21 protein-coding genes are annotated in these 24,922 nt (G+C 54.6%); 12 read left to right on the plus strand and 9 right to left on the minus strand.

What is annotated here, in order from left to right; translation table 11 throughout:
* Positions 1–114 precede the first annotated feature (114 nt).
* Positions 115–909 carry an alpha/beta hydrolase gene (locus tag KP806_RS22065; RefSeq protein WP_224725916.1) on the plus strand — a complete coding sequence of 265 codons (795 nt, stop codon included), beginning with the start codon at positions 115–117 and terminating at the stop codon, positions 907–909.
* Between the two features lie 65 nt (positions 910–974).
* Here KP806_RS22065 and KP806_RS22070 read toward each other — a convergent pair whose 3' ends face one another.
* On the minus strand, positions 975–2,420 hold the full coding sequence (locus KP806_RS22070; protein ID WP_224725979.1) for a DHA2 family efflux MFS transporter permease subunit: 1,446 nt from the start codon (positions 2,418–2,420) through the stop codon (positions 975–977).
* Between the two features lie 292 nt (positions 2,421–2,712).
* On the opposite strand from KP806_RS22070, the gene KP806_RS22075 reads away from it, so the two are divergent.
* A complete protein-coding gene (locus KP806_RS22075; RefSeq protein ID WP_224725917.1) occupies positions 2,713–3,297 on the plus strand; it encodes a TetR/AcrR family transcriptional regulator in 585 nt (194 codons plus the stop codon).
* A 70-nt stretch (positions 3,298–3,367) separates the two neighbouring features.
* Here KP806_RS22075 and KP806_RS22080 read toward each other — a convergent pair whose 3' ends face one another.
* The 5 genes from KP806_RS22080 to nirB all read right to left on the minus strand — a co-directional run bounded on the left by KP806_RS22080 (position 3,368) and on the right by nirB (position 8,719).
* On the minus strand, positions 3,368–4,564 hold the full coding sequence (locus KP806_RS22080) for an MFS transporter (protein WP_224725918.1): 1,197 nt from the start codon (positions 4,562–4,564) through the stop codon (positions 3,368–3,370).
* A gap of 71 nt (positions 4,565–4,635) precedes the next feature.
* Positions 4,636–4,917 (minus strand): ArsR/SmtB family transcription factor, encoded by a 282-nt coding sequence (locus KP806_RS22085; RefSeq protein ID WP_224725919.1) that lies wholly within the window; start codon positions 4,915–4,917, stop codon positions 4,636–4,638.
* 156 nt (positions 4,918–5,073) lie between these two features.
* Positions 5,074–5,850: a uroporphyrinogen-III C-methyltransferase gene (gene cobA, locus KP806_RS22090; protein ID WP_224725920.1), complete on the minus strand. Its 777-nt coding sequence runs from the start codon at positions 5,848–5,850 to the stop codon at positions 5,074–5,076.
* Between the two features lie 106 nt (positions 5,851–5,956).
* Positions 5,957–6,271, minus strand: a complete 315-nt coding sequence (gene nirD / locus KP806_RS22095; protein ID WP_224725921.1) for a nitrite reductase small subunit NirD — start codon at positions 6,269–6,271, stop codon at positions 5,957–5,959.
* Between the two features lie 12 nt (positions 6,272–6,283).
* Complete coding sequence (gene nirB / locus KP806_RS22100) at positions 6,284–8,719, minus strand: nitrite reductase large subunit NirB (RefSeq protein WP_224725922.1); 2,436 nt, start codon at positions 8,717–8,719, stop codon at positions 6,284–6,286.
* Between the two features lie 320 nt (positions 8,720–9,039).
* Between nirB and KP806_RS22105 the strand changes: the two genes are divergently transcribed.
* The 9 genes from KP806_RS22105 (at position 9,040) to KP806_RS22145 (ending at position 20,302) form a co-directional block, all read left to right on the plus strand.
* Positions 9,040–9,654, plus strand: coding sequence for an ANTAR domain-containing response regulator (locus tag KP806_RS22105; RefSeq protein ID WP_224725923.1), 615 nt, complete (start codon positions 9,040–9,042; stop codon positions 9,652–9,654).
* A 12-nt stretch (positions 9,655–9,666) separates the two neighbouring features.
* Positions 9,667–10,713 (plus strand): anthranilate phosphoribosyltransferase, encoded by a 1,047-nt coding sequence (locus tag KP806_RS22110; RefSeq protein ID WP_224725924.1) that lies wholly within the window; start codon positions 9,667–9,669, stop codon positions 10,711–10,713.
* Positions 10,714–10,861: 148 nt separating this feature from the next.
* A complete protein-coding gene (locus KP806_RS22115; protein WP_224725925.1) occupies positions 10,862–12,664 on the plus strand; it encodes a sensor histidine kinase in 1,803 nt (600 codons plus the stop codon).
* Positions 12,657–14,252, plus strand: coding sequence for a response regulator transcription factor (locus KP806_RS22120; protein WP_224725926.1), 1,596 nt, complete (start codon positions 12,657–12,659; stop codon positions 14,250–14,252). Before KP806_RS22115 ends, KP806_RS22120 begins: the two co-directional genes overlap by 8 nt.
* An 83-nt stretch (positions 14,253–14,335) precedes the next feature.
* Complete coding sequence (locus KP806_RS22125; RefSeq protein ID WP_224725927.1) at positions 14,336–15,250, plus strand: carbohydrate ABC transporter permease; 915 nt, start codon at positions 14,336–14,338, stop codon at positions 15,248–15,250.
* Between the two features lie 9 nt (positions 15,251–15,259).
* Complete coding sequence (locus KP806_RS22130) at positions 15,260–16,099, plus strand: carbohydrate ABC transporter permease (RefSeq protein WP_224725928.1); 840 nt, start codon at positions 15,260–15,262, stop codon at positions 16,097–16,099.
* Positions 16,100–16,234: 135 nt separating this feature from the next.
* Positions 16,235–17,587: an ABC transporter substrate-binding protein gene (locus tag KP806_RS22135; RefSeq protein ID WP_224725929.1), complete on the plus strand. Its 1,353-nt coding sequence runs from the start codon at positions 16,235–16,237 to the stop codon at positions 17,585–17,587.
* A gap of 141 nt (positions 17,588–17,728) precedes the next feature.
* On the plus strand, positions 17,729–19,381 hold the full coding sequence (locus tag KP806_RS22140) for an MGH1-like glycoside hydrolase domain-containing protein (RefSeq protein WP_224725930.1): 1,653 nt from the start codon (positions 17,729–17,731) through the stop codon (positions 19,379–19,381).
* A gap of 21 nt (positions 19,382–19,402) precedes the next feature.
* On the plus strand, positions 19,403–20,302 hold the full coding sequence (locus KP806_RS22145) for a glycoside hydrolase family 43 protein (protein ID WP_224725931.1): 900 nt from the start codon (positions 19,403–19,405) through the stop codon (positions 20,300–20,302).
* A 54-nt stretch (positions 20,303–20,356) separates the two neighbouring features.
* Here the strand turns inward: KP806_RS22145 and KP806_RS22150 are convergent, their stop codons facing one another.
* Together KP806_RS22150 and ligD are read right to left on the minus strand one after the other, a co-directional pair.
* Positions 20,357–21,400, minus strand: a complete 1,044-nt coding sequence (locus tag KP806_RS22150) for a glycosyltransferase (RefSeq protein ID WP_224725932.1) — start codon at positions 21,398–21,400, stop codon at positions 20,357–20,359.
* A 102-nt stretch (positions 21,401–21,502) separates the two neighbouring features.
* Positions 21,503–22,759 carry a DNA ligase D gene (gene ligD / locus KP806_RS22155; RefSeq protein ID WP_224725933.1) on the minus strand — a complete coding sequence of 419 codons (1,257 nt, stop codon included), beginning with the start codon at positions 22,757–22,759 and terminating at the stop codon, positions 21,503–21,505.
* Between the two features lie 386 nt (positions 22,760–23,145).
* Between ligD and KP806_RS22160 the strand changes: the two genes are divergently transcribed.
* Positions 23,146–24,294 (plus strand): RNA-guided endonuclease InsQ/TnpB family protein, encoded by a 1,149-nt coding sequence (locus KP806_RS22160; RefSeq protein ID WP_224725934.1) that lies wholly within the window; start codon positions 23,146–23,148, stop codon positions 24,292–24,294.
* Positions 24,295–24,704: 410 nt separating this feature from the next.
* Here the strand turns inward: KP806_RS22160 and KP806_RS22165 are convergent, their stop codons facing one another.
* Complete coding sequence (locus KP806_RS22165; protein ID WP_224725935.1) at positions 24,705–24,890, minus strand: hypothetical protein; 186 nt, start codon at positions 24,888–24,890, stop codon at positions 24,705–24,707.
* Positions 24,891–24,922: the final 32 nt, after the last annotated feature.

Raw genomic sequence — 24,922 nt, forward strand, 5'->3', positions numbered from 1 at the left:
TGATTGAACAGGCTTGGGCGAATGTTCGCACAAGTCTGTTTTTTTGTCAGCCAATAGTTATATAATGGTTGAGAATAACAATTTGTATGCACAGGATTCGAGGGGGACAGGAAAATGAGCGTGTTGTTGTTATGGCCTGAAGGAGCTCCTTATTGCCAAGGGGAAACGGACGAGGACCGTCCGGCGATTACGCCGTATCTTGTAGAAGGCGAGAATAATCCTGCGGTTATCGTATGCCCGGGCGGTGGTTATGGCACGCGTGCCTATCATGAAGGCGAGCCGGTTGCCCAGTGGCTGAACGGGCTTGGCATATCCGCCTTTGTGCTGAGGTACCGCGTAGCGCCGTATCAATATCCGTGCGCATTGCTGGATGCGCAAAGAGCGATCCGATTGGTACGCCAGGAGGCGAAGGAGTTTAGGGTCGATCCTGATAAAATCGGACTGCTGGGCTTTTCCGCCGGCGGCCATTTGACGGCAAACGCAGGGACAAGCTACGACAAGGGCAATGAGGACGCGGACGATCCGATAGAAAGGCAGTCCAGCCGCCCGGATTTGCTTATCTTATGTTATCCGGTCATTACGATGACCGATCCGTTCACTCACCAAGGCTCCCGCAACAATTTGCTCGGCAAAGAGCCGGAGCAGGGCAGCATCGAACGGATGAGCAACGAACTTAACGTAACGGAGGATACGCCGCCGACCTTCCTGTGGCATACATCGAACGACGGGGGCGTACCGGTCGAGAACAGCCTGCTGTTCGCCTCCGCGCTCAGCAAGCATAACGTTCTGTTTGATCTTCACGTCTATGCGAAAGGCCGCCACGGCCTGGGCCTTGCCGAGGATGAGCAGCATACGGCAGGCTGGACGGGCGCCTGCGCTTCTTGGCTGGAGCTGAACGGGTACTGCTAGGCTGTATAAAACAAAGCAGGCTGCTATCGATGGCAGCCTGCTTTGTTTTTGACCCTATGAAGCTTTTAATTTGCCCGAAGCAAGCCGGACTTTTCCATTTTAGGAGCACTTGCGGACGGCTCCTCGACCGCTTGTTTGACACGTTTAATAAAGAACGTGAGCAATAATCCGACCACACCGATCCCGACAATAACAAGGTAAGCATCGTTAATCCCCTGTATCGTTGCTTCCGTGACGATTTGTGCTTGAGTGGCGCCCTCCATTCCACCGGAAGCCGCTATTTCCAGCATATGAGTTTCTGTCCGGCCGGTCATGACGGTTACGAGAAGCGAAGTGCCCACAGCTCCGGCAACTTGACGAATCGTATTAGAGATTGCGGTACCGTGCGCATTGAGCCGGTTTGGCAGCTGATTCAAGCCTGCCGTCTGGATCGGCATCAGAAGCAAGGCCATGCCGATGCGGCGCGCAGTAGACATAAGAAGCAAATAGGTATAGCTTGTGGAATCCGTTAAGTTAATGAAGCCTAACGTAGTTACAATCGTAACGACCATGCCGATGATGGATAACCATTTTGCGCCGAAGCGGTCGAACAGCTTGCCGGTAACCGGCATCAGGAAGCCCATCACCAGCGCGCCGGGAAGCATCAGGAATCCGGATTCCAAGGCTGTATATCCGCGTGTATTTTGCAAATAAAGAGGCAGCAGCATCATATCCGCATACATGACCATCGTTACCGCAATGTTGATAATCGTTGTCAAGGAAAACATACTATACTTGAATGCCCGCAGATCGAGCAGGGGAGAACCGGAAATCAACTGACGCCATGCAAACAGGGAAAGGGAGGCGACACCTGCTGCAATGGAAAAAAGCACCTCTAAGCTCGACCAGCCTTCGCTGCCCGCCCGGCTGAATCCATATAGCAGAGTACCGAAGCCGATGGTGGACAAGACGACACCGAGAATATCGAGCTCCGTTTTCACACGTTCCGATACATTTCTCAAATAAATGAATCCGCAGGCAATAACAATGATGGCGAGCGGAATCATGCCGTAAAACATCGTTTCCCAAGCATAGTTTTCCAGAATGTAACCGGCAAGCGTCGGTCCAATCGCCGGAGCAAAAATAATGGCAAGACCCATCATTCCCATTGCAGCTCCTCTTTTTTCAGGCGGGAACAGCACCAAAATAACGTTCGTAAGAAGAGGCATGATAATACCTGCGCCAGCTGCCTGGATCATACGTCCGGTGAGCAGAACCGGGAAGTCCGTTGCGAGCGCGGAGACAATCGTTCCTATCAGGAAAATAATCATCGAAGCTTGAAAAAGCTGTCTGGTGCTGAAACGCTGCATAAAGTAGGCCGTGATCGGAATCAGCACACCGTTGACTAACATATAACCCGTCGTAAGCCACTGGGCGGTTGTTGCGGAAATGCTAAAATCGGTCATTAGCTCCGGAGTCGCAACACTCATAATGGTTTGATTCAGCGTCGCGAGGAAAGCACCCAAAATCATGACAAATAAAATGGGGCCTCGTTTGACGGAATTGCTGATCGTCGGCTCCTTACCTTTACTCAATATTTCTCCATCCTCTCCATAACTCTATATCTCTATAGACTTAATTTACAATATGTTAGATAATTAACACTGTATAAATTAAATTATAAGCAGAATGACGTTTCTTTCAAGCGACGATATGAGCCAAAATGTAAAGTAACCATCATTGATTACGCGTTATGTGGCTTAAGTCAAACTTAAAAGACAAGAATGATGAAAATGTAAATTAAAATGGAAAGGAACTGCCCGCATGAACCATGACAAGCCTCGAACCGACCCGAGAATCCTTCGGACTCGCCAGCTGCTGAAGGATGCTTTTATTGATTTATTGCAGGAAATGGAGATCGAGAAAATATCGGTGAACCGGATCTCGGAGCGCGCAACCATCAACCGGGTAACCTTTTATCTGCATTATCGCGATATCCCGGATATGATGGATAAAATGGCCGATGAGATGATTGAGGACATTAAAAATGCCTTGACCCGCAAGCCGATTCATCAAAATTCCGTTGAAGAGACGTTTTCGTGGGATATCGTTAGTTTGCTTGAACACATAGCAGAACATGCTAAATTTTATAAAGTGATTTTAGGATCGAGACGGACGCCGGTTTTTACGGACCGTTTGCTAAAAATGTTGTCGGAGTCCGTTAAGTACAGGCTGGAGAACGACCAAGCTTATATTTTAAATGCCGGCATTCAAAAGGATATTGCGATATGGTACGGCGCGTCAGCCTTGATCGGCACGATCGTGTCTTGGGTTCGAAACGATATGCCCTATACGCCGCAATTTTTAGCCAAGCAGCTGACTTTGATGCTGAGCAAACATCATGACTAAGTTCAACAAAAAAAGAACGCAACCGCGGCTTCGCACGGATTGCGTCCTTTCCCGGGTATAGCCAATTCACTTACGCGCCTGTCTCCACAATTCTGACTTCAGCCTCTTTGCGGAGAGCGTGCTTGCGGGAGATGCCGAACGACGCCGTGGCGGTGGCCGCGGCCAGAATGACTCCGGTTGCTCCGATCCAGCCGATCGAGCTCAGCGATGCCTGCTCGGCGACAACGCCGCCGAGGCCTGCGCCGGCAGCCATGCCTAGCTGCAGCACCGAGCTGTTCAGGCTCAGCATGATGCCGGAAGCTCCCGGAGCGAGAGACATCAAATAATATTGCTGAGTAGGGCCGGATGACCACGCGGTAAACGCCCAAAGCATCATTAACGGGAATACAATAACCGCGGAATGGCCGGTCAGCGAGAGCAGAACAAGAGCAATCGAATGGAACAGCATGCCGCTGATTAAAGTACGGGGGACGCCCCATTTATCGGTGCTGAAGCCCCCGATTTTGGAACCGATCAGACTGGCGATGCCAAAGGCGAACAGGGCTGCGCTGACGCCTTGCTCGCTCAATTCCGTTACCGTACGCAGAAAAGGCGAAATGTACGTGTTCACGATGGAGTAACCGCCGATCCAAAGGAAGGTAATCGCCAAGGCGACCGCAATTTTCGGCTGCTTGAGCAATTTAACTTGATCGCGCAGCGGGATCGGCTCCTCGCCATCCGTTTGAGGGACGGCGAATACGATGATGAGCATAGCGAGCAGCCCTAACAGGCCAATAGCTCCGAAAATAAGCGGCCAATCGTAGGCGGAAGCCGCAACCCGGCCAATCGGTACGCCGATGATCAGCGAGGTGCTGAAGCCCATAACAAGCGTAGCGATGGCGCTCCCCTGTTTGCCGGGAGGTGCCAGCTTGGATGCGACCGTCAGCGCGGTAACGACGAACACGCCGGTGCTAAGTGCAAGAACGATTCTGGATAAGATCAAAAAGGCAAAGCCGGGCAAAGCAACGGCGATCAGGTTGCCGATCGCGAATAGACCAAGCGAGTAGAGGAGCAGACGGCGTCTCTCCATCCGCGCGGTCAAAGCCATGAGTACAGGCGTACCAAACGCGTAAGCCAGCGAAAAAACGGTGATCAGCTGTCCTGCCGCAGAGACGGAAACGCCGACGTCCGCAGCAACCTTATCCAAAATGCCTGCAATAATAAATTCGGAAGTTCCGACGAGAAAGCTGATGATGGCCAGCATATAAATTTTCCACGTGTTCGACATTCCTGTAAAGCTCCTCTCTCCATTGCATGATTTTATATTTCTAAATATATAGAAATTGTTCCTAAAAAAAATTACTCCAGCAAATAAGGAGCGTACTTTTTCGCGATTTCGCGGTTCACGCTGTAATAAATATACGTTCCGTCCTTCCGGAGCTCAAGCAGACCGCTTTCCGTAAGCTGCTTCAAGTGATGGGAGAGAGTTGAGCCGGCAACGGATTCCAGCTTGGATCCGATATCGGAGCAACACAAAGTAGACTGCGCTGAAAGCAGCATCGCGATTTTAAGCCTGGTCGGCTCTCCTAACGCTTTATATACTTTGACGGCTTGACGAAGGTCTGTATTGTCTTCTACCATGGAGCATTCACCTTTTTCAGCAGTTGTTATTTCTATATTTGTAGAAATAAGATAGCATAGCTTTTTAAGAATGTAAACAAGAAAAAAACGAACCGAGCAGGCAAGAGCCTGCCGGTTCATTTTTTTGTATGATTCCATATTCACTTCAAAAGGAGATCAGCCGATCATCGCGAGAGCCTGCTGTTCGGCATGGATAAGCTGATCGCGTACACGTACGACTTCCCCTATAATAATAAGCGACGGATTGCTGATCTTCATGGTGACCGCAAGCGAATGGATATCCGCAAGCGTGCCGACAATCGTGCGCTGGCGCGCGGTTGTGCCGCGTTCGATGACGGCAACCGGCGTAGCAGCGGATTTGCCGTGCTTCAGAAGCTCCTCGCGGATCGCCGGCAGCTGGCTGACACCCATATAAATAGCGAGTGTGTCCACACCGTGGGCAAGCAGATCCCAGCGGATCGGCGAATTGTCCCCGTGGCAGCGGTGGCCGGTCACGCAGGCAAAGGATGCGGCGTAGCCGCGATGCGTAACCGGAATGCCGGCAGCGGCCGCGGCGCCGATCGCGGAGGTGATTCCCGGTACGATCTCGTAGGGAATGCCCCATTCCGCAAGCTCAAGCGCCTCCTCGCCGCCTCTGCCGAAGACGAAGGGGTCGCCGCCCTTGAGTCGGACAACCTGTTTTCCTTGCAAAGCGTAATCGACTAACGTTTTGTTGATAATAGGCTGTGGCATTGCATGAGCGCCAGGCGCCTTGCCGCAGTATACGAGCTCCGCGTCGGACCTCGCATAGCTGAGCAGCTCCTCGTTCACAAGCCGGTCGTACAGAATGACATCGGCGAGCTGAATGCGGCGCATCGCTTTGACCGTAATGAGCTCCGGGTCCCCCGGGCCTGCACCGACAATATATACCGTACCTGTCGCCGATTTTTTCATGGGCTGCTCCTTCCGGCGGTCATGGCCACCTGTTTAATTGTGACTTCAATGTAAATCCTATATATGATCCAGTCCTAGTCGCTGTTGTTCTTTCTATATCTGTCTTCTAGATCGTGATATAAATGGAGCCGCTGGCTTTGTCGACCTCGGTTGCGAACGTCGTCACGCAGCCTTCATCCGGCTCCTGAACGCGTCCGGTGCGAAGATCGATCTTCCAATCATGGAGCGGGCAGTGGACGGCCGTGCCGCAGACGATACCCTCCGCGAGGGTACCGCCTTTATGCGGGCAGCTGTTCTCCACGGCCAGCACACTGTCGTCGCTCAAGCGGAAAACCGCAATTTCAAGATCGTTCACTTTAATGCGGCGGGAGCCTTTTATTGTAATGTCGGATAGGTTGGCTACAAGCAGCTTTGTTGTCATGATTGGCCCCTCCTATATTTGAACAGGCTGAACGCCGTTCAATTGCTCGAAATTTTTGCGCAGCTCGTCGGTTTCTACGATTTGCTTCCAAGGATCGGTCGTCAGGCTGAGCGTCTTCTGAATCCGTTCCATAAGGGCAAGTCGGTCTTCCTGCTTCTCGAGAGCTTTCTTAACGTGATCGAGTCCGACGCGCTCCACCCATTGCGCCGTACGTTCGTTCCATTGCGCCTGCTCGCGGTAAAGCTGCAGGAAGGCGGAGGACCATTCCATAACCTCGTCTTCGGTTTTGACGATGCACAGCAGATCGGTAGCGCGGACCTTAACGCCGCCGTTGCCGGCAACATGAAGCTCCCAGCCGCCGTCGATGGCGACGACGCCGAAGTCCTTGATCGTCGCTTCCGCGCAGTTGCGCGGGCAGCCGGATACGGCAAGCTTCACTTTGGCCGGCGTGTTAAGCCGCTCGAACGCTTTCTCCATCCGGATGCCCATGCTCATGGAATCCTGGGTGCCGAAGCGGCAGAACGTGTTGCCTACGCACGTTTTGACCGTTCTAAGCGTCTTGCCGTAGGCGTGGCCGGACGGCATATCGAGCTCTTCCCACATCTTCGGAAGATCTTCTTTCTTAACGCCGAGCAAATCGAGCCGCTGCCCGCCGGTGAATTTAACGAGAGGCACCTGGAATTTCTCCGCAACCTCAACAATTTTCTTCAATTCGGCTGGAGACGTTACTCCGCCGTAAATACGCGGAACGACGGAGAACGTGCCGTCCTTCTGAATGTTAGCGTGGAAGCGCTCGTTCGTGATGCGCGATTCGTTCTCGTCCACATACTCCTCCGGATAAAGCATGCCGAGGTAGTAGTTAAGGGCAGGACGGCATTTCGAGCAGCCCTCAGGGTTCTTCCAGTCGAGAACGTTCATAACTTCGGCGGTGCTCATCAGCCTCATTCTTTGAATTTCCGCTACGATCTCGTCTCTTCCAAGCGTTGTGCACCCGCAGATGCCTTCCTTCACTTCACCCACCGCATCGCCGGCATACAGATGAAGCAGTCCTTCTACTTGAGGCTTACAGCCGCCGCATGAACCGGAAGCTTTCGTGCAGCTCTTGATCGCGCTGACGGTATTGCAGCCTTTATTCAAAATTGCATCCGCGATCGTACCTTTCGATACGCCGTTACAGCCGCAAATAATTTCATCGTCGGCCATCGATTCGAGGCGGCTGCTGCCGCCGCCCTGGCCAAGCAGGTCGGAGGAGATGCCGAGCAGAATTTCCTTCTCGCGACCGGCAACGGACTCGCCTTTCTTAATGGAGGCGAACAGCTCCGAACCGTCCGTCGTATCCCCGAAGAGTACGGCCCCGACCAGCTTGCCGTCCTGAATGACGATTTTCTTGTACGTGCCGGCTACATCGTCCTGAATCTTCAGCGAACGCGTTCCCGGAGCTTCATCGAACCGTCCCGCCGAGAACACGTCAACGCCCGAAACCTTCAGCTTCGTGGACGTAACCGATCCGGCGTAGCCTTCCGTCTCTACGTCTGCCAGATGTTTGGCAAGCACGGCGCCTTGCTCGTACAACGGGGCAACGAGTCCGTAAGCGATGCCGCGGTGCTCCGCACATTCGCCGACCGCGTAGATGCCGGGGATGCTCGTTTGCATAAAGTCGTCGACGACGATGCCGCGGTTCACTTCGATGCCGGTCGCTTTGGCCAGCTCGATGTTAGGTTTGATCCCAACCGCCATGACGACCAGGTCGCCGTCGACTTCGGTGCCGTCCGCGAATACGAGCCCGGTCGCGCGTTTCTTGCCCTTGATCGAAACGGTGCTCTTCTGCAGAAGGAACTGCATGCCTTGCGCTTCCAGCTCCCGCTGGAGCATCTTAGCTGCCGGCTCGTCTAATTGGCGCTCCATCAAATTGTTGAAAATGTGGACGACGTTCACTTCCATACCGAGGTGCAGAAGGCCCCTTGCGGCTTCAAGACCGAGCAAGCCGCCGCCGATGACGACCGCCTTCTTGTACTGCTTGGAGGCATCGATCATAACCTCGCAATCGTGAATATCGCGGAAAGCGATAACGCCTTCCTTGTCCGCGCCCGGGAGCGGAAGCATGAACGGGTTCGAGCCCGTCGCGATAATAATGGCGTCATAGTCGGCCTCAACGCCCAGATGGGAAATGACTTTCTTGCGTTCTGTATCGATCTTCGTTACTTTGTGTCCGGCGTGCAGCGTAATGTTGTTCTCTTTGTACCAGTTCCAGTCGTTGATCACGATTTCCTGCATATCCGCGCCGCCCGCAAGAACGGATGACAGCATGATCCGGTTATAGTTAGGATGCGGCTCGGCGCCGAAGATCGTAATTTCGTAGCTATCGGGAGAAAGCTTAAGAAGATGCTCGATGGCCCGTACCCCTGCCATGCCGTTACCGATTAATACAAGCTTCTTAGTCGTAGACATTGTGTTTCTCTCCTCTCGAACTCTGTCTGCGGCAAAAAAATAAAGCCTGCCTCGCGCGAAGGGGACATACGTCCTCCATAACGCGAAAGCAGGCTTCTTTGCCGCTACATACGAACACACCGTTGTATCCGTGAATATATGATGATTAATATCCTAACTATACAATGCCATTTGAGCTCATGTCAATATACTTGACATCATATTTGGTGAAAAAAGTTGGGTAATGACAATCTTATTTATTCTATGTAATATATAGTTACAAAGGTATCGGCTTGAGTCGTGTTTTTTTCGAAAAGTCGAATAGGAGGGGGCGCTTCTACATGCGTTCTATGTTAGTAGTCGATCATCAGGCGGATAAAGCAGCAAACGCGGGCCCTCGGCCGGAGCCGCTTTCAAAGGAAGAGACGCCGCAGTATATATTGAAGACTTACGGTTACCAGGTTCTCTACGCTAAGGATGAGAAGACGGCAGAGCTGCAGATGGGGAGTGCCGACGCTGTTATTTTTCATACTCCATTAAATGAAGTAAAAGCATTGGCCAAGAAGCTGCTCAAGCAGAAGACGGCCCCGGTCGTCTGGTGGTGCAGCGCGGAGGCTGCCGCCTCGTCCGCCTCCTTCTGTGACGATGACGTGCCGGTCGACGGGATTCTGACGCCGTCCATGAGCGAGCATGAGCTGCATTGGGCGCTGCATTTCGCATCCAAGCAATGCTTCGAGCGCCGGCAATGGCTGAACGAGCGCAAGCAGCTGGAAGCGCGGCTCGAGGAGCGGAAGTGGATCGACATGGCCAAGGGCATTTTATGCAAAATCAAAAATATTTCCGAAGCCGAAGCCTATGAGGTGCTGCGCAAGCAGGCCATGAACGAGCGCAAGCGCATGGTTGATGTCGCAACGTCGATAGTGAAGGTGTACCAAATCCTTCAAGAGCAAAAATAAGGGGGCCTTGCGATGATAACGAACCTATTAAAGGAAGTCGGCCGCGGCAAGCGCGGGGCTCGCGACTTAAGCTATGAGGAAGCGCTGCTGGCAGCCGAGTCCATACTCGAAATGAAGGCGACGCCGGCGCAGATCGGTGCTTTTTTTATTGCCGAACGGATCAAGATGGAGAGCGTGGAGGAGCTTGAAGCGTTCGTGGAGGTGTGCCGCAAGCATGCCTACCGCGCACCGGTCCATCGGGGACTCGACTGCGCGGGCCCGTACGACGGACGCAGCAAATCGTTTATCGCCACGTTCCCGACCTCGTTTCTGCTCGCATCGGCAGGTTTGCCGGTTACGCTGCACGGGGCTGCCTCTCTGCCGCCGAAATGGGGCATAACGCTGCATGATCTGCTGCTTGAGGCGGACATTGCGCCTCATCTCCTGTCACGCGAGCAGATCGTGAACGCCGCGGCCGAAACGGGCGTGCTGTACGTGCCTGCCGAAGAATGGTGCCCTCCGCTGAAGGCGCTCCGCCCGATCCGCGAGGAACTGGGCATGCGCACGGTGCTGAATACCGCGGAGAAGCTGATCGACTACGGGCATTCTCCATTTTTGGTGTTCGGCGTGTATCACAATACGGTATTTGAGAGGATGGCGAAGCTATCCCAAAATCTCGGATACAGCAAAGCGCTTATCGTGCAGGGAGCGGACGGCTCGGAGGATCTGCACATTGACAGGCCGTCGCGCACTTATATCGTGGAGAACGGCGAAGCGAGGCTGCATGTGATCGATCCCGACGCTTACGGTCTGGAAACGCAGGTGCCCGAAGCGGCCTGGACGCCGGCCGAACAGCTGCGCGCCGCGGAAGCGGTGCTTCAGGGCCGCGGCCATCTTGCGTTCACGAATCAGGTGCTGTTGAACGGAGCTGCCAGACTCCAGCTGGCGGCGAAGGTCGATTCCATCGAAGAAGGCGTTTATACCTGCAAAGACCTGCTCGACAGCGGGGCTGCGTGGGAGCTTTACAGCAAATGGCGGAACGTCATGCGCAGCGAAGGCGTGCTGTCCTGTCAGGGCTGAGCGTCAGCGTCAGCATATACTTAACTAGAGCCGCCGGGCATGCCCGGCGGCTCTTTCTGTGTCCACGTATGTAAATTTTGAGGCTTGACAGGTTATGTTAGAATATAAGAATTTACAAGACCGTTAGGCTCGAAAGTGGGGACAAGCCATGTTTTATTCGCTCAAAAGCCGCTTGATTACCGCCTTTATTCTTTTATTCGTGCTGTCGTTCGGAGCGATGTCGATCGTGCTGTTCAACGAATCCAGGGCGATCATCCGCTCCTACATCGAAGCTTCGGCGCTGGAGAAAATGGAGGAGTACGGCTCTTACGTCGATATGGTGCAGATTCAGATCTACGACCTTGCATCCCTGGTATTCAACAGCGAGACGACCAAGAGCTGGGACAGAGCTTTATCCGATCCCGCGCTCCCCGCGGGGGAGAAGATGCTGTCGAGCATCAAGCTCAGCGGCTTTCTGACCCAGGCCGCGAACAGCTATTCAAGCGTCTCGCGCGTCACGTTATACCGGGAGAACGGCATGTGGATCAGCGGCGATAACCGGGTGGTGACGGATGCGGCTTTCCTGGAGGAAAGCTGGTACCGGGATTACAAAGCGATGGGAGCCCATTGGTTAGCCAGCCACAAGGATCCGGTCGAGGAAACGTACAACAATACCAAGTCCGTGATCAGCATGCTGATGCCGGTCGGCAGCTTTGACCAGGCGCATGCGAAAACCGTCATGAAGGTTAACGTGAGCTCCGATTATTTCCTCCAGCCGCTGAGCCGGATTCATCTCGGCCGGAGCGGGACGATCTATCTGCTGGACCAGGAGGGCGAGCCGCTGCTGTCGCAGACGGAATACAACGCCCGGGCGGGCAGCCTGCCGGTGATGGAGCAAATACGGGGCGACCGGCGCAAGCAGGGCGTTATCTACTCCCGGAACGATGAAGGGACGACCGATATCGTCGTGTTCAAAAAGCTGCAGAGATCGGGCTGGATGCTCGTCGGATTCGTATCGGAGCAGGATCTGTACTCGGAGCTGTTCCGGCTTCGCAAGAGCATCGTCGCCTTTGCGTCGGTGCTGCTGGTGCTGTCGGTTTTTCTGGCGATCTGGCTTTCGCACGGCATTTCAAAGCCACTTTCGCGCCTAGTATCGGCGATGCGGCATGTGCAGCGCGGCGATTTCAACCAGGCCGAAATGCGCCTGCCGCCGCAGATCAGCCTGCAGAGCGAGGTAGGCTTCGTCACCTTTACGTTCCGCAACATGGTCAGCCAGCTGAGGCGGCATATTAAAACCGAATTCGAGCTGAAGCTGCTCCGCCAGCAGGCGGAATACAAGGCGCTGCTTATGCAGATCAACCCGCATTTTCTGTTCAACACGCTGGAGTTGATGAGCAGCCTTGCCATGCAGAAGAGAACCGACGACACGGTTAAGGTGATCGAATCGCTCGGCAAAATGCTGCGTTTCTCCCTCAGGATGAGCGACGATCTCGTTTCTCTTGAAGAGGAGCTTAAGTATGTGAGGGATTATATCGCGATATTGCAGGTTCGTTTTGGAGAGCGGATCCATATCGATTTGCGCCGGGAAGGGCAGCTGGAGAGGCTCACGATTATTAAATTCGTCTTGCAGCCGCTCATCGAAAACGCCGTCAAATACAGCTTTCTCCACCAGCCGGAGGCTTATGTGGATATTTCGGTGCAGCGGGCGGACGAGTCCGTCATCATCCGGATTGCCGACAACGGTCCGGGGATCGGAAGCGAGGCGGTGAGCAGGCTGCTCGAGAGGTCCTCCGCCGCCAGGATGGATGACGTTCTGACAAGCCGGAGCCGGCAAATCGGGCTCGTTAATGTCATGGCGCGCTGCAGGCTTTATTACGGGGATTTGCATGAATTCCGGATCAAACAAAGCGAACGGGGCGGAACGCTGATCGAGCTTGTTCTGCCGGCAAGGGAGGAGCGGGAGCGTGTATAAAGTATTGATCGTGGACGACGAACCGGAAATCCGCCAAGGGCTGCGGCTGAAGGTTGATTGGGAGGAGCTCGGCCTGCGGATTGCAGGCGAAGCCGCAAACGGCACGGAAGCGATGCGGCGGCTCGAGGAGGAAGCGTACGATATCGTAATCACCGACATGAATATGCCGGTCATGGACGGGCTTTCCTTTCTGGAGGAATGCCGCAAGCAGTACCCGGATATCCGGCTTATCGTTATTACCGGCTACGAGGATTTCGGATATGCCCATGCGGCGGTCCGCCATCAGGCGCGCAATTATTTGCTGAAGCCGGTTGCAAGGGATGAGCTGACGGAGGCGCTGACGAAGGTGAAGCTGGAGCTGGACAAGGAATACGAAAGCTACCGGCAATCCGAAGGCATCAGGTGGCGGCTTTCGCAGTATTACAAGGAGATGAAGGAGCATTTCCTCGTCCAGCTGGCGAAGGGGGAGGTGGAACGGGAGGATACGCTTGCCGAACGCGCGAAGCTGTTCGGACTGGAGCAATGGGGCGAGCAGAAGGTAAGCTTCGTAACGGCCGGCCTGCGGGAGAGCGACCGGAAGCCGGAGCGGGCGCCGGAGCAGTTCCGCCTGCCCTTCGAGATGATGTGCCGCGAGCTGGCGGAGCAATTTCCGGGCTCGCCGCAAACGTTCCGCGATACGAACGTTCCCGGGCTCATGCATGCAGCTTTTCGCGATACGGAAGGCGGTCCGGACGAGTTCGCCGGCCGGCTGCGGGATATCGTGAAGGAGCATATCGGCTTCGAGCCCACGATCAGCATTGGGCAGCCCGTCATCGGCTTCAGGCAGTGGAAGGAAGGCTGCATGTCGTCCCTGGTTGCCTGGCATGTCGCGGATGCCGGCCTCAGGCATGGGGAGCGCGCGGAGGAAGAGCCGCCGCTCCTGCCAGGGGACAGCGCCAGCATTATCGGGAAGCTGCTTGTGCGGGGCGAGATGCAGCAGCTGGCAAAGACGATCGAGCGCGAGCTGGAAGAAGCCTTCGCGTCCTCGCGAGTCCGTTTCGTGAAGGCGATATTCGAATTTAATCTGATGTTGGAGGCGCTGGCCCGAGAATCGAAGGTAAGTTTTGAAGGCGGCGAGCAGCTGTGGATTCGTCCGGAGACGGCATTAAATCTGAATACGGTAGAGAAAGCCGCCGGCTACCTGCTCCGCTTGGCCGAGACGATTCACGGCAAACTTAGCGGCGGCGGGGAGGACGCCGACTATTCCGTCATCCGGTCCTCCCGGCAGTTCATCGCCGAGAATTACATGTACGATCTGAACTTGACGATGCTGGCCGAGAAGTATAATTATAATCCCTCGTATTTTTCGGAGCTGTTTAAGGCCAAGGTAGGCAAAACGTTTATTCAATACTTGACGGAGGTGCGGATGGAGCATGCGACCCGGCTGTTGAAGGGCACGTCGCTCAGCTTATGGGACATCTCCGAGCTTACCGGCTTCTCGAACGCCAGCTATTTCTCTTCGAAATTCAAGCGGATGTACGGGATTACCCCTTCGGATTACAGGCAGCAGCCATCTGGAAAAAATGAAAGCGAACACCCGAAGAAATGATATGTTCTCCTTCAGGTAACCTGCTTATGATTGATGTACGACATCTTAGACGGTCACATCAATCATAAGGAGGTTTATTCGCTATGGGAACATCCCGCAAATCCTTGGCCCGAGAGCAGAATGCAACCGCATATTTGTTTCTGCTGCCGTGGCTGATCGGATTTTTCTGCCTGACGGCCGGCCCGATGCTGGGCTCGCTTTATTTGTCCTTGACCAAATACAATCTGCTGTCGCCGCCGACCTGGCTCGGACTGGACAATTACGTGCAAATTTTTACGCAGGACGATACGTTCAGCGGCTCGCTCATGCTGACCTTCAAATACGTGTTCATCTCGGTCCCGCTCAGGCTGGCGTTTGCGCTGCTGGTAGCCGTTGCGCTGAATAAAGGGATCCGGGCTCTGGGCATCTACCGGACCATCTACTACATTCCTTCCCTTCTGGGCGGAAGCGTGGCGATCGCGATCGTATGGCGGCAAATTTTCGACGGCACCGGCGTCGTCAACAAGGCCTTGTCCTTGTTCGGTATCCAGGGCCCTTCCTGGATCTCGCATCCGGATTATATCGTTCATACGATCGTCACCCTGTCGGTGTGGCAGTTCGGGTCTGCGATGGTCATTTTCCTGGCCGGCTTGAAGCAAATTCCGGCTGACCTGTACGAAGCGGCTGAGGTGGATGGCGCCCGAAAGCGGAATCAATTTTTCAGTATTACGCTTCCGATGCTTTCTCCGGTCATTTTCTTCAACCTGATTATGAGCGTCATTCATTCGTTCCAGGCGTTTACGCCGGCTTTCGTAATCGGGGACGGGCGCGGCGGCCCGCTGGACGCGACGATGTTTTATACGCTTTATTTGTATCTTAAGGGATTCTCCTTCTTCGATATGGGTTATGCCTCCGCTCTTGCCTGGATCATGCTGCTTATTATCGGAGTGCTTACCGCCGTGATCTTTGTCACCTCCAAATATTGGGTGTTCTACGGCGATAATAAAGACGGAAGGTAGGTGTAAACGATGGTGAATCACGCAAAATATGGACAAGCGTTCAAGCATGTGCCGATCATTGTGCTTGGCCTGCTCATGATTTATCCGGTGCTGTGGCTGGTCAGCAGCTCCTTTAAGCCGAATCAGCTGATCTTCTCGGAGCCGGGCCTTTGGCCAAGCGCGTTCACGCTGGACAATTACGTCAATGGCTGGCGGGGCTTTCAAGGCATCAGCTTCAGCCGGTTTTTCGCCAACTCGTTTGCGATTTCGGTCCTCAGCGTGCTCGGCAACGTCATTACCTGCTCGCTGGCCGCCTTCGCGTTCGCGCGGCTGACCTTCAAATTCAGCAAAATATGGTTCGCTTTGATGCTGGTTACGATCATGCTTCCTTATCATGTGACCCTCGTTCCGCAGTACGTTATTTTCAACGAGCTGCAGTGGATCAACACGTATTACCCGCTTGTTCTGCCGAAATGGCTGGCGACGGATTCCTTCTTCATTCTGCTGATGGTCCAATTTATCCGCGGCATTCCGCGGGAGCTGGACGAGAGCGCGACGATCGACGGCTGCAGCCAAAAGCAGATTTATTTCCGGATGATTTTGCCGCTGCTGGTGCCGGCGCTCATTACGACGTCGATCTTCACCTTTATTTGGACATGGGACGATTTCTTCAGCCAAATGATCTATTTGAGCGATATCAGGCTGTTCACCGTTCAGCTCGGCATCCGCGCGCTGTTCGATCCGTCCGGCTCATCCGACTGGGGCGCTTTGCTGGCGATGTCGACTCTGTCGCTTCTGCCGATCACGGCGGTATTTCTGGCGTTCCAGCGTTATTTCCTGGAAGGCATCGCGACGACGGGCTTGAAATAGCGCCGAAGCCCAGCAGAAGCCAGATCCGAAAAAATTGATATCGAACTGCCGAAGGAATGAAATGTTACACGATCCGGCTTTCAAGTAAGATGGCCATGTAAGCGCAACACATTAAGGGAATTGGGGGAAAGAAGCATGAAAAAACGTATGTTGGTTATATTGCTGGCGGCATTGATGCTCGTCGCGACGGCTTGCTCGGGCGGCACCGGTACCGGTGCCCCGGGAACGGGCGGCACGAACGGCGGAACGGGCAGCACTGGGGAGAATGAGGGAGACAACACCTCTTCGGAGCAGGTCGAGCTGCGCGTCATGTGGTGGGGCGACCAGAAGCGCGCCGACCGGACGAATCAGGTGCTGGAGCTGTTTACCAAAAAATATCCGAACATTAAGGTTATGGGCGAGTTCGCTCCGGCTACGGGTTATTTCGATAAGCTGAACACCCAGCTGGCTTCGGGGACGGCGGCCGATATTTTCTTCCTCGGCGGCAACGTCGTAGATTACGCGAATAAGGGAGTATTGCTTGAGCTTGATCCGTACGTCGGCAAGGAGCTGGATTTGTCGGACATGGACGAGACGATGGTGAAGTACGGTACGCTCGGCGGTAAACTGCTTCACGTATCGGCCGGCGCTAACGCGAGGGGCATCGTCGTCAATACGAAGCTGTTCGAGCAGGCCGGCATTCCGGTGCCTCAAGACGGCTGGAACTGGGACGATTACGCGCGGATTAGCAAGGAGCTGTCCGGGAAGCTCGGCAAAGGCGTGTACGGCACGTACAATTTTACGGTAGACGGCATGGATATCGCATTGAAGCAGAACGGAGCGCAGCTTTATAACATGGAAGAAGGCAAGCCGGGCTTCCAGGAAGCTGATGCGCTGAAGTGGTTCAAATATTGGGAGAGCACAACCGCATCGGGCGGCGTCGTTACGCCGGAGCTTGCCGTTTCGAATCCGCCGGGCGACCCGAGCAAATCGCTGATCGTTACCGGCAAAGTCGCGATGAGCCTAATTCCTTCGAATCAGCTTGCCGCTCATCAAAGCCTGACGGAGGATCCGCTGACGATGGTTCAGCTGCCGCGCGGTCCGAAGGGGACGGGCGTCGTGTTCGAATCGAGCCAAGGCTTGTCGGGTTATGCGAAGACGAAGCATCCGAAGGAAGTCGCGATGCTGATCAACTTCTTCATTAACGATTCGGAGGCTGCAAAAATATTGGGCAATGACCGCGGCGTGCCGGTGACGTCCAAAAACCGCGCCCTGCTCGAAGGGGAAGCAAGCGACGTGGACAAAATCGTCTACGATTATACGAGCCGCGTATCCGAAGCGACCAAAACGGAGCCGTTCTCGGTCAGCTACAACCCTCCGGGCTTCGCGGAATTTTCCAAGCTGGCGGAGACGACCGTTCAGGAGATCGGCTTCGGCCGCAAAAAGGTCGAGCAGGCGGTTAAAGATTTCTATAACGGAACGCTCACCATATTCGAAAGCAACCAATAAGCCGTTCGGCGGACTTGACGCCGGATGGCGGAGACAGCCGCTTTCGCTTAACGGACAGGCTGCCGCAGGGCAGCCTGTTTCTGTCGGCGGGGCACACAACGCTGGACTTATACTTTTTTTATAGAAAGCGAGGTAGAACTTATGAGTGAAGCATTGCTGGACAAGCTGAGGGCCGTATCGGCCGGACAGCCGTTCGGGGAAGGAAAAAAAGCATCCGACGAGGCCGTGATGAGCGATTGGGAGCAGTCCGGCGTCAAGTTTGTATCGTCGGCCGGCAAGCTCGAAAGCGTTTATTGGGAGGCGATGCGCAGGCTGCTCGACTGCATCGTGCCGACGGGGGAAAACCCGGAGCCGATCTTGCACGAAGGCGGCGTGTACTTGGGCTGCTGGCTGGAGAGCACGGGCACGATCAACGCGGAGCTGCTTTCCCGCTTCGTACCGTCCGTATCGGAATCGACGTTCCGCTCCTTCGCCCGCTACCAGCGCGAGGACGGCCTGCTGCCGTACAAGGTGACGGAGCACGGGCCGGCATACCGGCAAATCCAGCTCGTAACGCCGCTGGCGCGAAGCGTCTGGAACCATTACTGCCTGCACGGCCGCAGCAAGGCGTTTTTGCAACCGATGTACGAGGCGATGGTGCGGTATGACGGCTGGCTGGCCGCCTTCCGCGACACCCGCGGAACGGGCTGCGTCGAGGCTTTCAGCACGTTCGATACCGGGCACGACCTGTCGCCGCGGTTTTGGCATGTGCCGGATACGCCGCATTTGGACGATGCCGCAAAGTATCACCCGGACTCGCCGGTGCTGCCGTTTCTGGCGCCCGATTTGACGGCAAACGTCTATTGCCAGCGGATGTATCTTGCCGCAATGGCGGAGGAACTCGGGCTTTCAGCGGACGGCTGGAGAGAGAAAGCGGAGAAGTCTCTTGAAAGCCTGTACCGGTACTGCTTCGACGAGGAGGATCATTTCTTCTATGACCGTGACCGCAATGAGCAGCTCGTCCGCGTACAGTCGGATGTGCTGCTTCGCGTGATGGCGTGCGAGGTCGGCGACCGCCCGTTTTTCGATACGATGCTGAAGCGTTATTTGCTGAATACGAGAAAGTTTTTTGCCAAATATCCGTTTACTTCGCTGGCGATGGACGACCCGCGGTTCGATCCGTTCTCCACGTATAACAGCTGGGGCGGGGCGACCAATTTCCTGAGCATCATCCGTACGGCGCATGCCTTCGAGAAGCATCACCGCTACGTGGAGCTGACGTGGGTGATGGTTCCGCTGCTGTCGGCCATGGCGAATATGACGCGATTCTCACAGGCGCTCAGCCCGTGGACGGGTGAAGAGGGCTACACCGAAACTTATTCTCCCGCCATATTGGCCGTGCTTGATTTCGTGGAGCGCATGTGCGGCATTTTGCCGACGCCGGAGGGCACGCTCTGGTTCACGGGCCTGCTTCCGTATGCGATGGATCATGGGGAAAGGCCTGCCGGGGATACCGCATATGCCCGGACGGTGGACGGGATCCGGTTCGAGCTTGTGAACACGCGGGAGGAATCGGCGGTTTACCGGGACGGTGCGGAAAAACTGAGGTTTCCTAGCGGTATCCGCGTCATCACGGACCGCAAGGGACGTTTGTCCGGTATCGTCGGCATGAGCGTTCGTACCGTTTCCGGTACGCTGCGTTACGAAGGCAGGGAGCTGGCGTTTTCGGTGAAGGGCAACGAGCTGCTGCGTTACGAGGATGGCGGCTTCGTGCAGGTGCACGATATCGGCATCGTTTATCCGGCATACAGCTGAGCAAGGAAAGGGGTTACGAAAATGAAAGCGACACGCGATATTCAGATCCGAGATCCGTTTGTGCTTCCGATCGAGGCGGAGGGGAAGTATTATCTGTTCGGCAGCACCGATGCGAATATTTGGGGAAAAGGGACGGGCTTCGACGCTTACGTAAGCGAAGATCTCGAGCAATGGGACGGGCCGCATCCCGTGTTTCGTCCGGGGGACGATTTTTTCTCCGATACGAACTTTTGGGCTCCGGAGGTATATAACTACCAGGGCGCCTTCTACATGTTCGCGACGTTCAGGCGCAAGGACAACAGCCTTCTGGGGACAGCTGTGCTGGTCGGAGATAACCCGTTCGGCCCGTTCAAGCTGCACAGCGACGGTCCCGTCACTCCGGCGGATTGGAGCTCGCTCGACGGCAGCCTGCATGTGGACGGGGAAGGACAGCCGTGGATGGTGTTCTGTCACGAGTGGCAGCAGGTCGCGGACGGCGAAGTGTGTGCGGTAAGGCTGAGCGCGGATTTGAAGCGGGCGGTCGGCGAGCCGGCCGTGCTGTTCCGCGCTTCGGAGGCGCCTTGGACGACTCCGTTCATCGCCGAGCGTTATCCCGGCCAGGACAATTATGTGACGGACGGTCCTTATTTGTTCCGCGGCGGCGCCGGCGAGCTGTACATGCTATGGGCGGGATTTATCCGCAATCAGTATGCGCTGGGCTTGGCGAAATCCGTGTCGGGCGGGGTGCTGGGCCCATGGGTGCACGAGGAGAAGGCGCTGTACCAGAACGACGGGGGACACGGCATGGTGTTCCGCACGTTTGACGGGCGGCTGCTGCTGACGATCCATACGCCGAACCGAACGCCTGATGAGCGCCCGATTTTCCTTGAAGTGCGGGAAGAAAACGGTAAAATAACGGTGGCTGCGGATGCGGCCGACTAACCGGAAAGAGGCTGTTGCTCTCCATAGGAGGGCGGCAGCCTTTTGCTCTGCGCCTTATTCGGGTATGGCCGGGTAGCCGGCGGGGGGCTGCGAAGTACTGAGCTTGAGCTCCTTGTCGTACAGGACATTCGTCAGCTTGAATTTGACGGCCAGAAAATACAAATACTCCTTCAAGCTTCCGCAGGGGTAGGCGAAGCCAAGCTCCCTTGCGCTGTACGCAATCATGTCGGAACGCAGAATCGCGTCCAAATCCGCTTTCCGGATGCCGCAGGGGGAGCTGCGGAGATTGCGGATCAGCATGCCAAGCATCGCTTTGAGGTAATATTCGGCCATGTCACGCCGGTAGCGCTTCGACTGCATTAAGCCATATGCCTCGGAAACGGACTTTCTGAGCCGGTATTGCAGACGGAGATTCTCCTCGAGGCCGGGAAGGTAAGCGGAGCTCATCAGGCTGTCGGGATTGTTCACGTTATAATTGTAAAGCGCGTCCGGAATCGCATAGATTCGTTCGCATTCGAGGTAAAGCTCAAGGTTAAAAATCGTATCTTCTCCGACGGTTAGCTCTTTGCGGAACCGGATGCCGGATTGCACGATGAGGCTGCGCTTGTATAAGCTTCTCCAGACGAAGCACAAATCGTTGCCGGAATGGACGGCGGGCGAGCTCAAGATAAAATCCTGTCCGCTTAAAAGCCGATGCCGCGCGAATCCCGGACTGACGGCTTTGCCGCCCGGCCTTGTCCGGAAGCCTCCGACCACGGCCTCGCATTCATGCTCCTCGGCTGCGGCATGCAGCCTCTCCAGAAACGACTCCTCTATACTGTCATCCGCATCTACAAACGCGATGTATTTGCCGGCTGCGGCGTCGATGCCGGCATTTTTGGCGCTGCCCGCCCCGGCGTTCGGCTGGTGCAGCACGCGGACCCGCCGGTCCCTTGCGGCATATAACGCGCATACGGCTCCGCTGTTATCGGCCGATCCGTCGTTCACGAGCAGCAGCTCAAAATCGGAAAAGGACTGGCGCAATATGCTGTCGATGCATCCGGAGAGCCATTTCTCCGCGTTATAAATCGGGACGATTACGCTAACGGCACAGCCCATAACCCCACCTCGCCGGCAATTTTCTAGGCTTTCTTTTGCAGCTTGCTTGTTCCTTCATCATAACACATTCTCAATTAAGAACAGCAATAAAATTTACGGTTGTCATTTCTTTCGTTTCTTCTCTTTCAGCATCGAAAGGACCGTCAGCAAGGAGCGGTTATCGGTTTGGAAAAAATGACGCATCGGACATTCCCCGCCTGCAAGCCGGTCCAGAACAAAAGGAATGTTGAAGGTTTTGGCGGTTAATTGTCCGTTTACTTCATGCCAATACAGCGGGGCGGCAACCGTCGCTTCTTCATTTCCCCTTGCGGAGTAAGGGCAAACGATCGTTTTCCCTGCCGCATGTTGAATGTAGTCGACATAAAGCCTCTCGCCCCGGTTTTTTTTCAATCGTTCAACCGTAAAATCGTCCGGATGCTTCTGCACCAAATAGTCGGCCAGAAAAGACGTCAAGATTCTTGTGTCTTCGTAGGTGAGGGAGGCGTCCCCGGGAATCGGGATATGGATTTGCAGCCCTTTCCCGCCCGACAGCTTAGGGAAGCTGACGATGCCGAAGCTGTCGAACACCGCCTTCAATTCCAAAGCCGCCTTCACGGCAAGCGGGAAACGTTCCCTGCCCGGCGGGTCCAGATCGATAACGATTTCCAGGGGCAGTTCCGTCTCGACCGTCTGGAAAGGGATATGGTATTCGACGGCCAGCTGGTTGCCCAGCCAGATCAGCGCGGACAAATCATTACATACGATATTTCCGTTCCATTCCGCCGTTTTAATAAAATCCGGTGCATAATCCGGGCTATTCTTCTGGTAGAAGGATTCTCCGGGTACGCCGTGGGGATAACGTATCGTCGTCAGGACCCTTTTACGCAAAAAAGGCAGCATGTACGGCGAGACTTGTATGAGATAGGCAACAAAGCCTTCTTTATCGATCCGGGGATGCTCCCATATGATTTTATCGGGGTGCGTAAGTTTGACCTGATGCGGATCGGATGCGTTCAAGACAATCAGTTTATTCCACGTACACTCCCTCCAATCCATGGAGAAGCGGAAGGCTTGAAAGGAGGGATTCATAAGCCGGCCTTGTTCCATCGATTCAAACGTCAATTCGACGCAAATGCCGGGGTTGACCCAAACCATAGGATGCCGGTTCCGCAGAGGATTGGCCATGATCGTTTCCTTCAACGATTGTTTCTCTTCCCGGCTCATTCCGCCCGTAAAAGCTCCGACCGGCTGGACTTCATCGTCCATGCTCAGGCCTACCGTAAAGCTTTCATCCAAGGTATGGTATCCCGTAATAATAAAATAGCCCTTGTACAAGCCTTCTTTTTTTGAAGGCAGCTTCATCACTCTATTTCCGTCCATATCCCTCCACCTTACCCATCCCTTACATATGCGTTTAGGTTGCCCTTATAAAATAGGGAGTATTCCCAAGCTGCTGTTTGTCTTAGTGGTTAACGAACTTCATAGTCTCTATCCGGGCGATTTGGCCTGCCTTTTAACGAGTTGCTGCGAGAAGTCTCCCATCCTCTTCAGGTGGCGAGATGAATCGCAGCCCGCTTTGATCAAACGTTCAACGGAATTTCATTCACCACTTCCCAATAGGAACATATGTTTGGTATAATGTCTGTAACTTCTTGGGGAAATCCGATAGATTCGGGTACCAACTATTCGATGATCGAAAGTGGGTGAAACGGTTGATACGGGTACACAAAACGACCTTTAGCACCAGCAAGGCGGATGTAGATCGCTTGTTTGCGTGCAATCGTATTTCGGCAGACGTTTGGAACGACAGCCTGGGGATAGCGCGCGCCTATCATCAGGAACACGGCAAGTGGATCGATCAGACCCTGCTTCAAAAAGCTACAAAAAGAAACTATTCGCTGCATAGTCAGAGCATTCAGGCGGTCTGTCATAAATATTTGCAGGCCAGGGAGAGTGCCAAAAGAGCAAAACGGAAAGGCTTCGACCACATCCGCTACCCGTACAAGCAGAAAAAACATTTTTCGACGAAGTGGGCGGCTCAGGGCTTTACTTTGCATGAGAACGGGAAGATTCATCTCAGCCTGGGCCTTCATCAAGGGAAGCGACAGAAGCCGATTGTCGTTTCCATCGCCCGCATGCCGGTGGGTACGGTAAAGGAAATCGAACTCATCTATGATCGTGGGTTACAACTTGTCATTACCTATGACGATGGCGTCCCCGCCGAGCCGGCAAGCGGGAATCAGCTGGCCGCCGTCGATCCCGGTGAAGTTCACGCAATAACAGCCGTCACGGAAGATGGGCATGCGGTGATCATCACCGGACGAAAGCTGCGCAGCATCAAGCGTCTTCGGAACTTGAAAATGAAGGAACTGTATCGCCATTTGGCAAGGTGCAAAAAAGGCAGCCGCCAATGGAAGAAGTACCGTCGGGCGCTCCAGTTCGTGCTTTCGAGGAGCGAACGCCAAATTCGGGATGCCCTGCACAAGACGACGCGCGCCTTTGTGGACTGGTGCTTGGAGCACCAGGTGAAAGAGGTCGCGGTGGGCGATGTCGAAGGCGTCCAGCGCAATCGTTCCGGCCGAAAACGTCGCAAGAACGGAAAACGCGTGCGTTCCCGGAAGCATAATCAGCGTATGAGCCAGTGGACCTTCGGCAAACAGTACGCTTACTTGGCCTACAAGCTGGAGGCAAAAGGCATTCAGATTCGGAAGCAGGAGGAACACGGCAGTACGCAGACATGTCCTGTCTGCAACCGGAAGCATAAACCTTCCGGCAGAATCTATCGCTGCCGCTGCGGGTATAGCAGGCACCGGGATGTGCATGGCAGCTGCGGGATTCTCTCCCGGCGGCTGTACGGTGACATTCGCACGGTCGTGCCGGTCATTACCGAGCAAAAGTATCTACGGACGGCCTAGGGTAGCCGAAGCAGGAAGTAGTAGAAGCCCTGAACCGGGCCGCGGTCTCTTAGCGTGTTGCTGAATCGACGAGGAAAACGGTACCCCTGCATATTGCAGCTTGCTCACTCGAGCAACTGGCGGCCGGCTATTCTTCGCTGTTCAGAAGCCCCGACCTCTTCAGGTCGCGGGAGGTTCACCTCTGACGAACTCTATTACCGTTATTGGGGGTAAAATGGAAGTTAATCGCTTATTTTCGAGCGATAACATGATCTCAGTTCGTAAGAAATCAAAATTGTACAATATGGAACAAATAATGACTTCCTGGGTTCGTTACCTCCGGCAATTTTTGTTGCAAATCCGCTTAACGCAAATAAAGGCAGCCCCCGGGGTGACCCGAATAAGGACTGCCTGCCCGCAACTCTATTGGATTATTCGCCTTTGTTCTGCATGAGAGGACCGCCGGTATCGGCTCCTTTGCGGTCCAGCGCCAATTGCTGCTCTCTCGTAAAAGTGGCTCGCAGCTTAGACAGGCCCGTATGTTCGTTGACGTAAATAATCTTGGATTTGCCTTGGATCGTCGTGAACAGCTTGGTCCATTCTTCAGGGTTGAACATGCGATCAACTCCTTCTTTTGTAAGCGCTTTTA

This window comes from Paenibacillus vietnamensis (genome assembly GCF_020169515.1).
GTDB classification, from domain to species: Bacteria; Bacillota; Bacilli; order Paenibacillales; family Paenibacillaceae; genus Pristimantibacillus; species Pristimantibacillus vietnamensis.

Coding starts and splice junctions, on each gene's coding strand:
- KP806_RS22065 (WP_224725916.1), top strand. CDS start 115: ATGAGCGTGTTGTTGTTATGGCCTGAAGGAGCTCCTTATTGCCAAGGG.
- KP806_RS22070 (WP_224725979.1), bottom strand. CDS start 2,420: ATGATTTTGGGTGCTTTCCTCGCGACGCTGAATCAAACCATTATGAGT.
- KP806_RS22075 (WP_224725917.1), top strand. CDS start 2,713: ATGAACCATGACAAGCCTCGAACCGACCCGAGAATCCTTCGGACTCGC.
- KP806_RS22080 (WP_224725918.1), bottom strand. CDS start 4,564: ATGTCGAACACGTGGAAAATTTATATGCTGGCCATCATCAGCTTTCTC.
- KP806_RS22085 (WP_224725919.1), bottom strand. CDS start 4,917: ATGGTAGAAGACAATACAGACCTTCGTCAAGCCGTCAAAGTATATAAA.
- cobA (WP_224725920.1), bottom strand. CDS start 5,850: ATGAAAAAATCGGCGACAGGTACGGTATATATTGTCGGTGCAGGCCCG.
- nirD (WP_224725921.1), bottom strand. CDS start 6,271: ATGACAACAAAGCTGCTTGTAGCCAACCTATCCGACATTACAATAAAA.
- nirB (WP_224725922.1), bottom strand. CDS start 8,719: ATGTCTACGACTAAGAAGCTTGTATTAATCGGTAACGGCATGGCAGGG.
- KP806_RS22105 (WP_224725923.1), top strand. CDS start 9,040: ATGCGTTCTATGTTAGTAGTCGATCATCAGGCGGATAAAGCAGCAAAC.
- KP806_RS22110 (WP_224725924.1), top strand. CDS start 9,667: ATGATAACGAACCTATTAAAGGAAGTCGGCCGCGGCAAGCGCGGGGCT.
- KP806_RS22115 (WP_224725925.1), top strand. CDS start 10,862: ATGTTTTATTCGCTCAAAAGCCGCTTGATTACCGCCTTTATTCTTTTA.
- KP806_RS22125 (WP_224725927.1), top strand. CDS start 14,336: ATGGGAACATCCCGCAAATCCTTGGCCCGAGAGCAGAATGCAACCGCA.
- KP806_RS22130 (WP_224725928.1), top strand. CDS start 15,260: ATGGTGAATCACGCAAAATATGGACAAGCGTTCAAGCATGTGCCGATC.
- KP806_RS22135 (WP_224725929.1), top strand. CDS start 16,235: ATGAAAAAACGTATGTTGGTTATATTGCTGGCGGCATTGATGCTCGTC.
- KP806_RS22140 (WP_224725930.1), top strand. CDS start 17,729: ATGAGTGAAGCATTGCTGGACAAGCTGAGGGCCGTATCGGCCGGACAG.
- KP806_RS22145 (WP_224725931.1), top strand. CDS start 19,403: ATGAAAGCGACACGCGATATTCAGATCCGAGATCCGTTTGTGCTTCCG.
- KP806_RS22150 (WP_224725932.1), bottom strand. CDS start 21,400: ATGGGCTGTGCCGTTAGCGTAATCGTCCCGATTTATAACGCGGAGAAA.
- ligD (WP_224725933.1), bottom strand. CDS start 22,759: ATGGACGGAAATAGAGTGATGAAGCTGCCTTCAAAAAAAGAAGGCTTG.
- KP806_RS22165 (WP_224725935.1), bottom strand. CDS start 24,890: ATGTTCAACCCTGAAGAATGGACCAAGCTGTTCACGACGATCCAAGGC.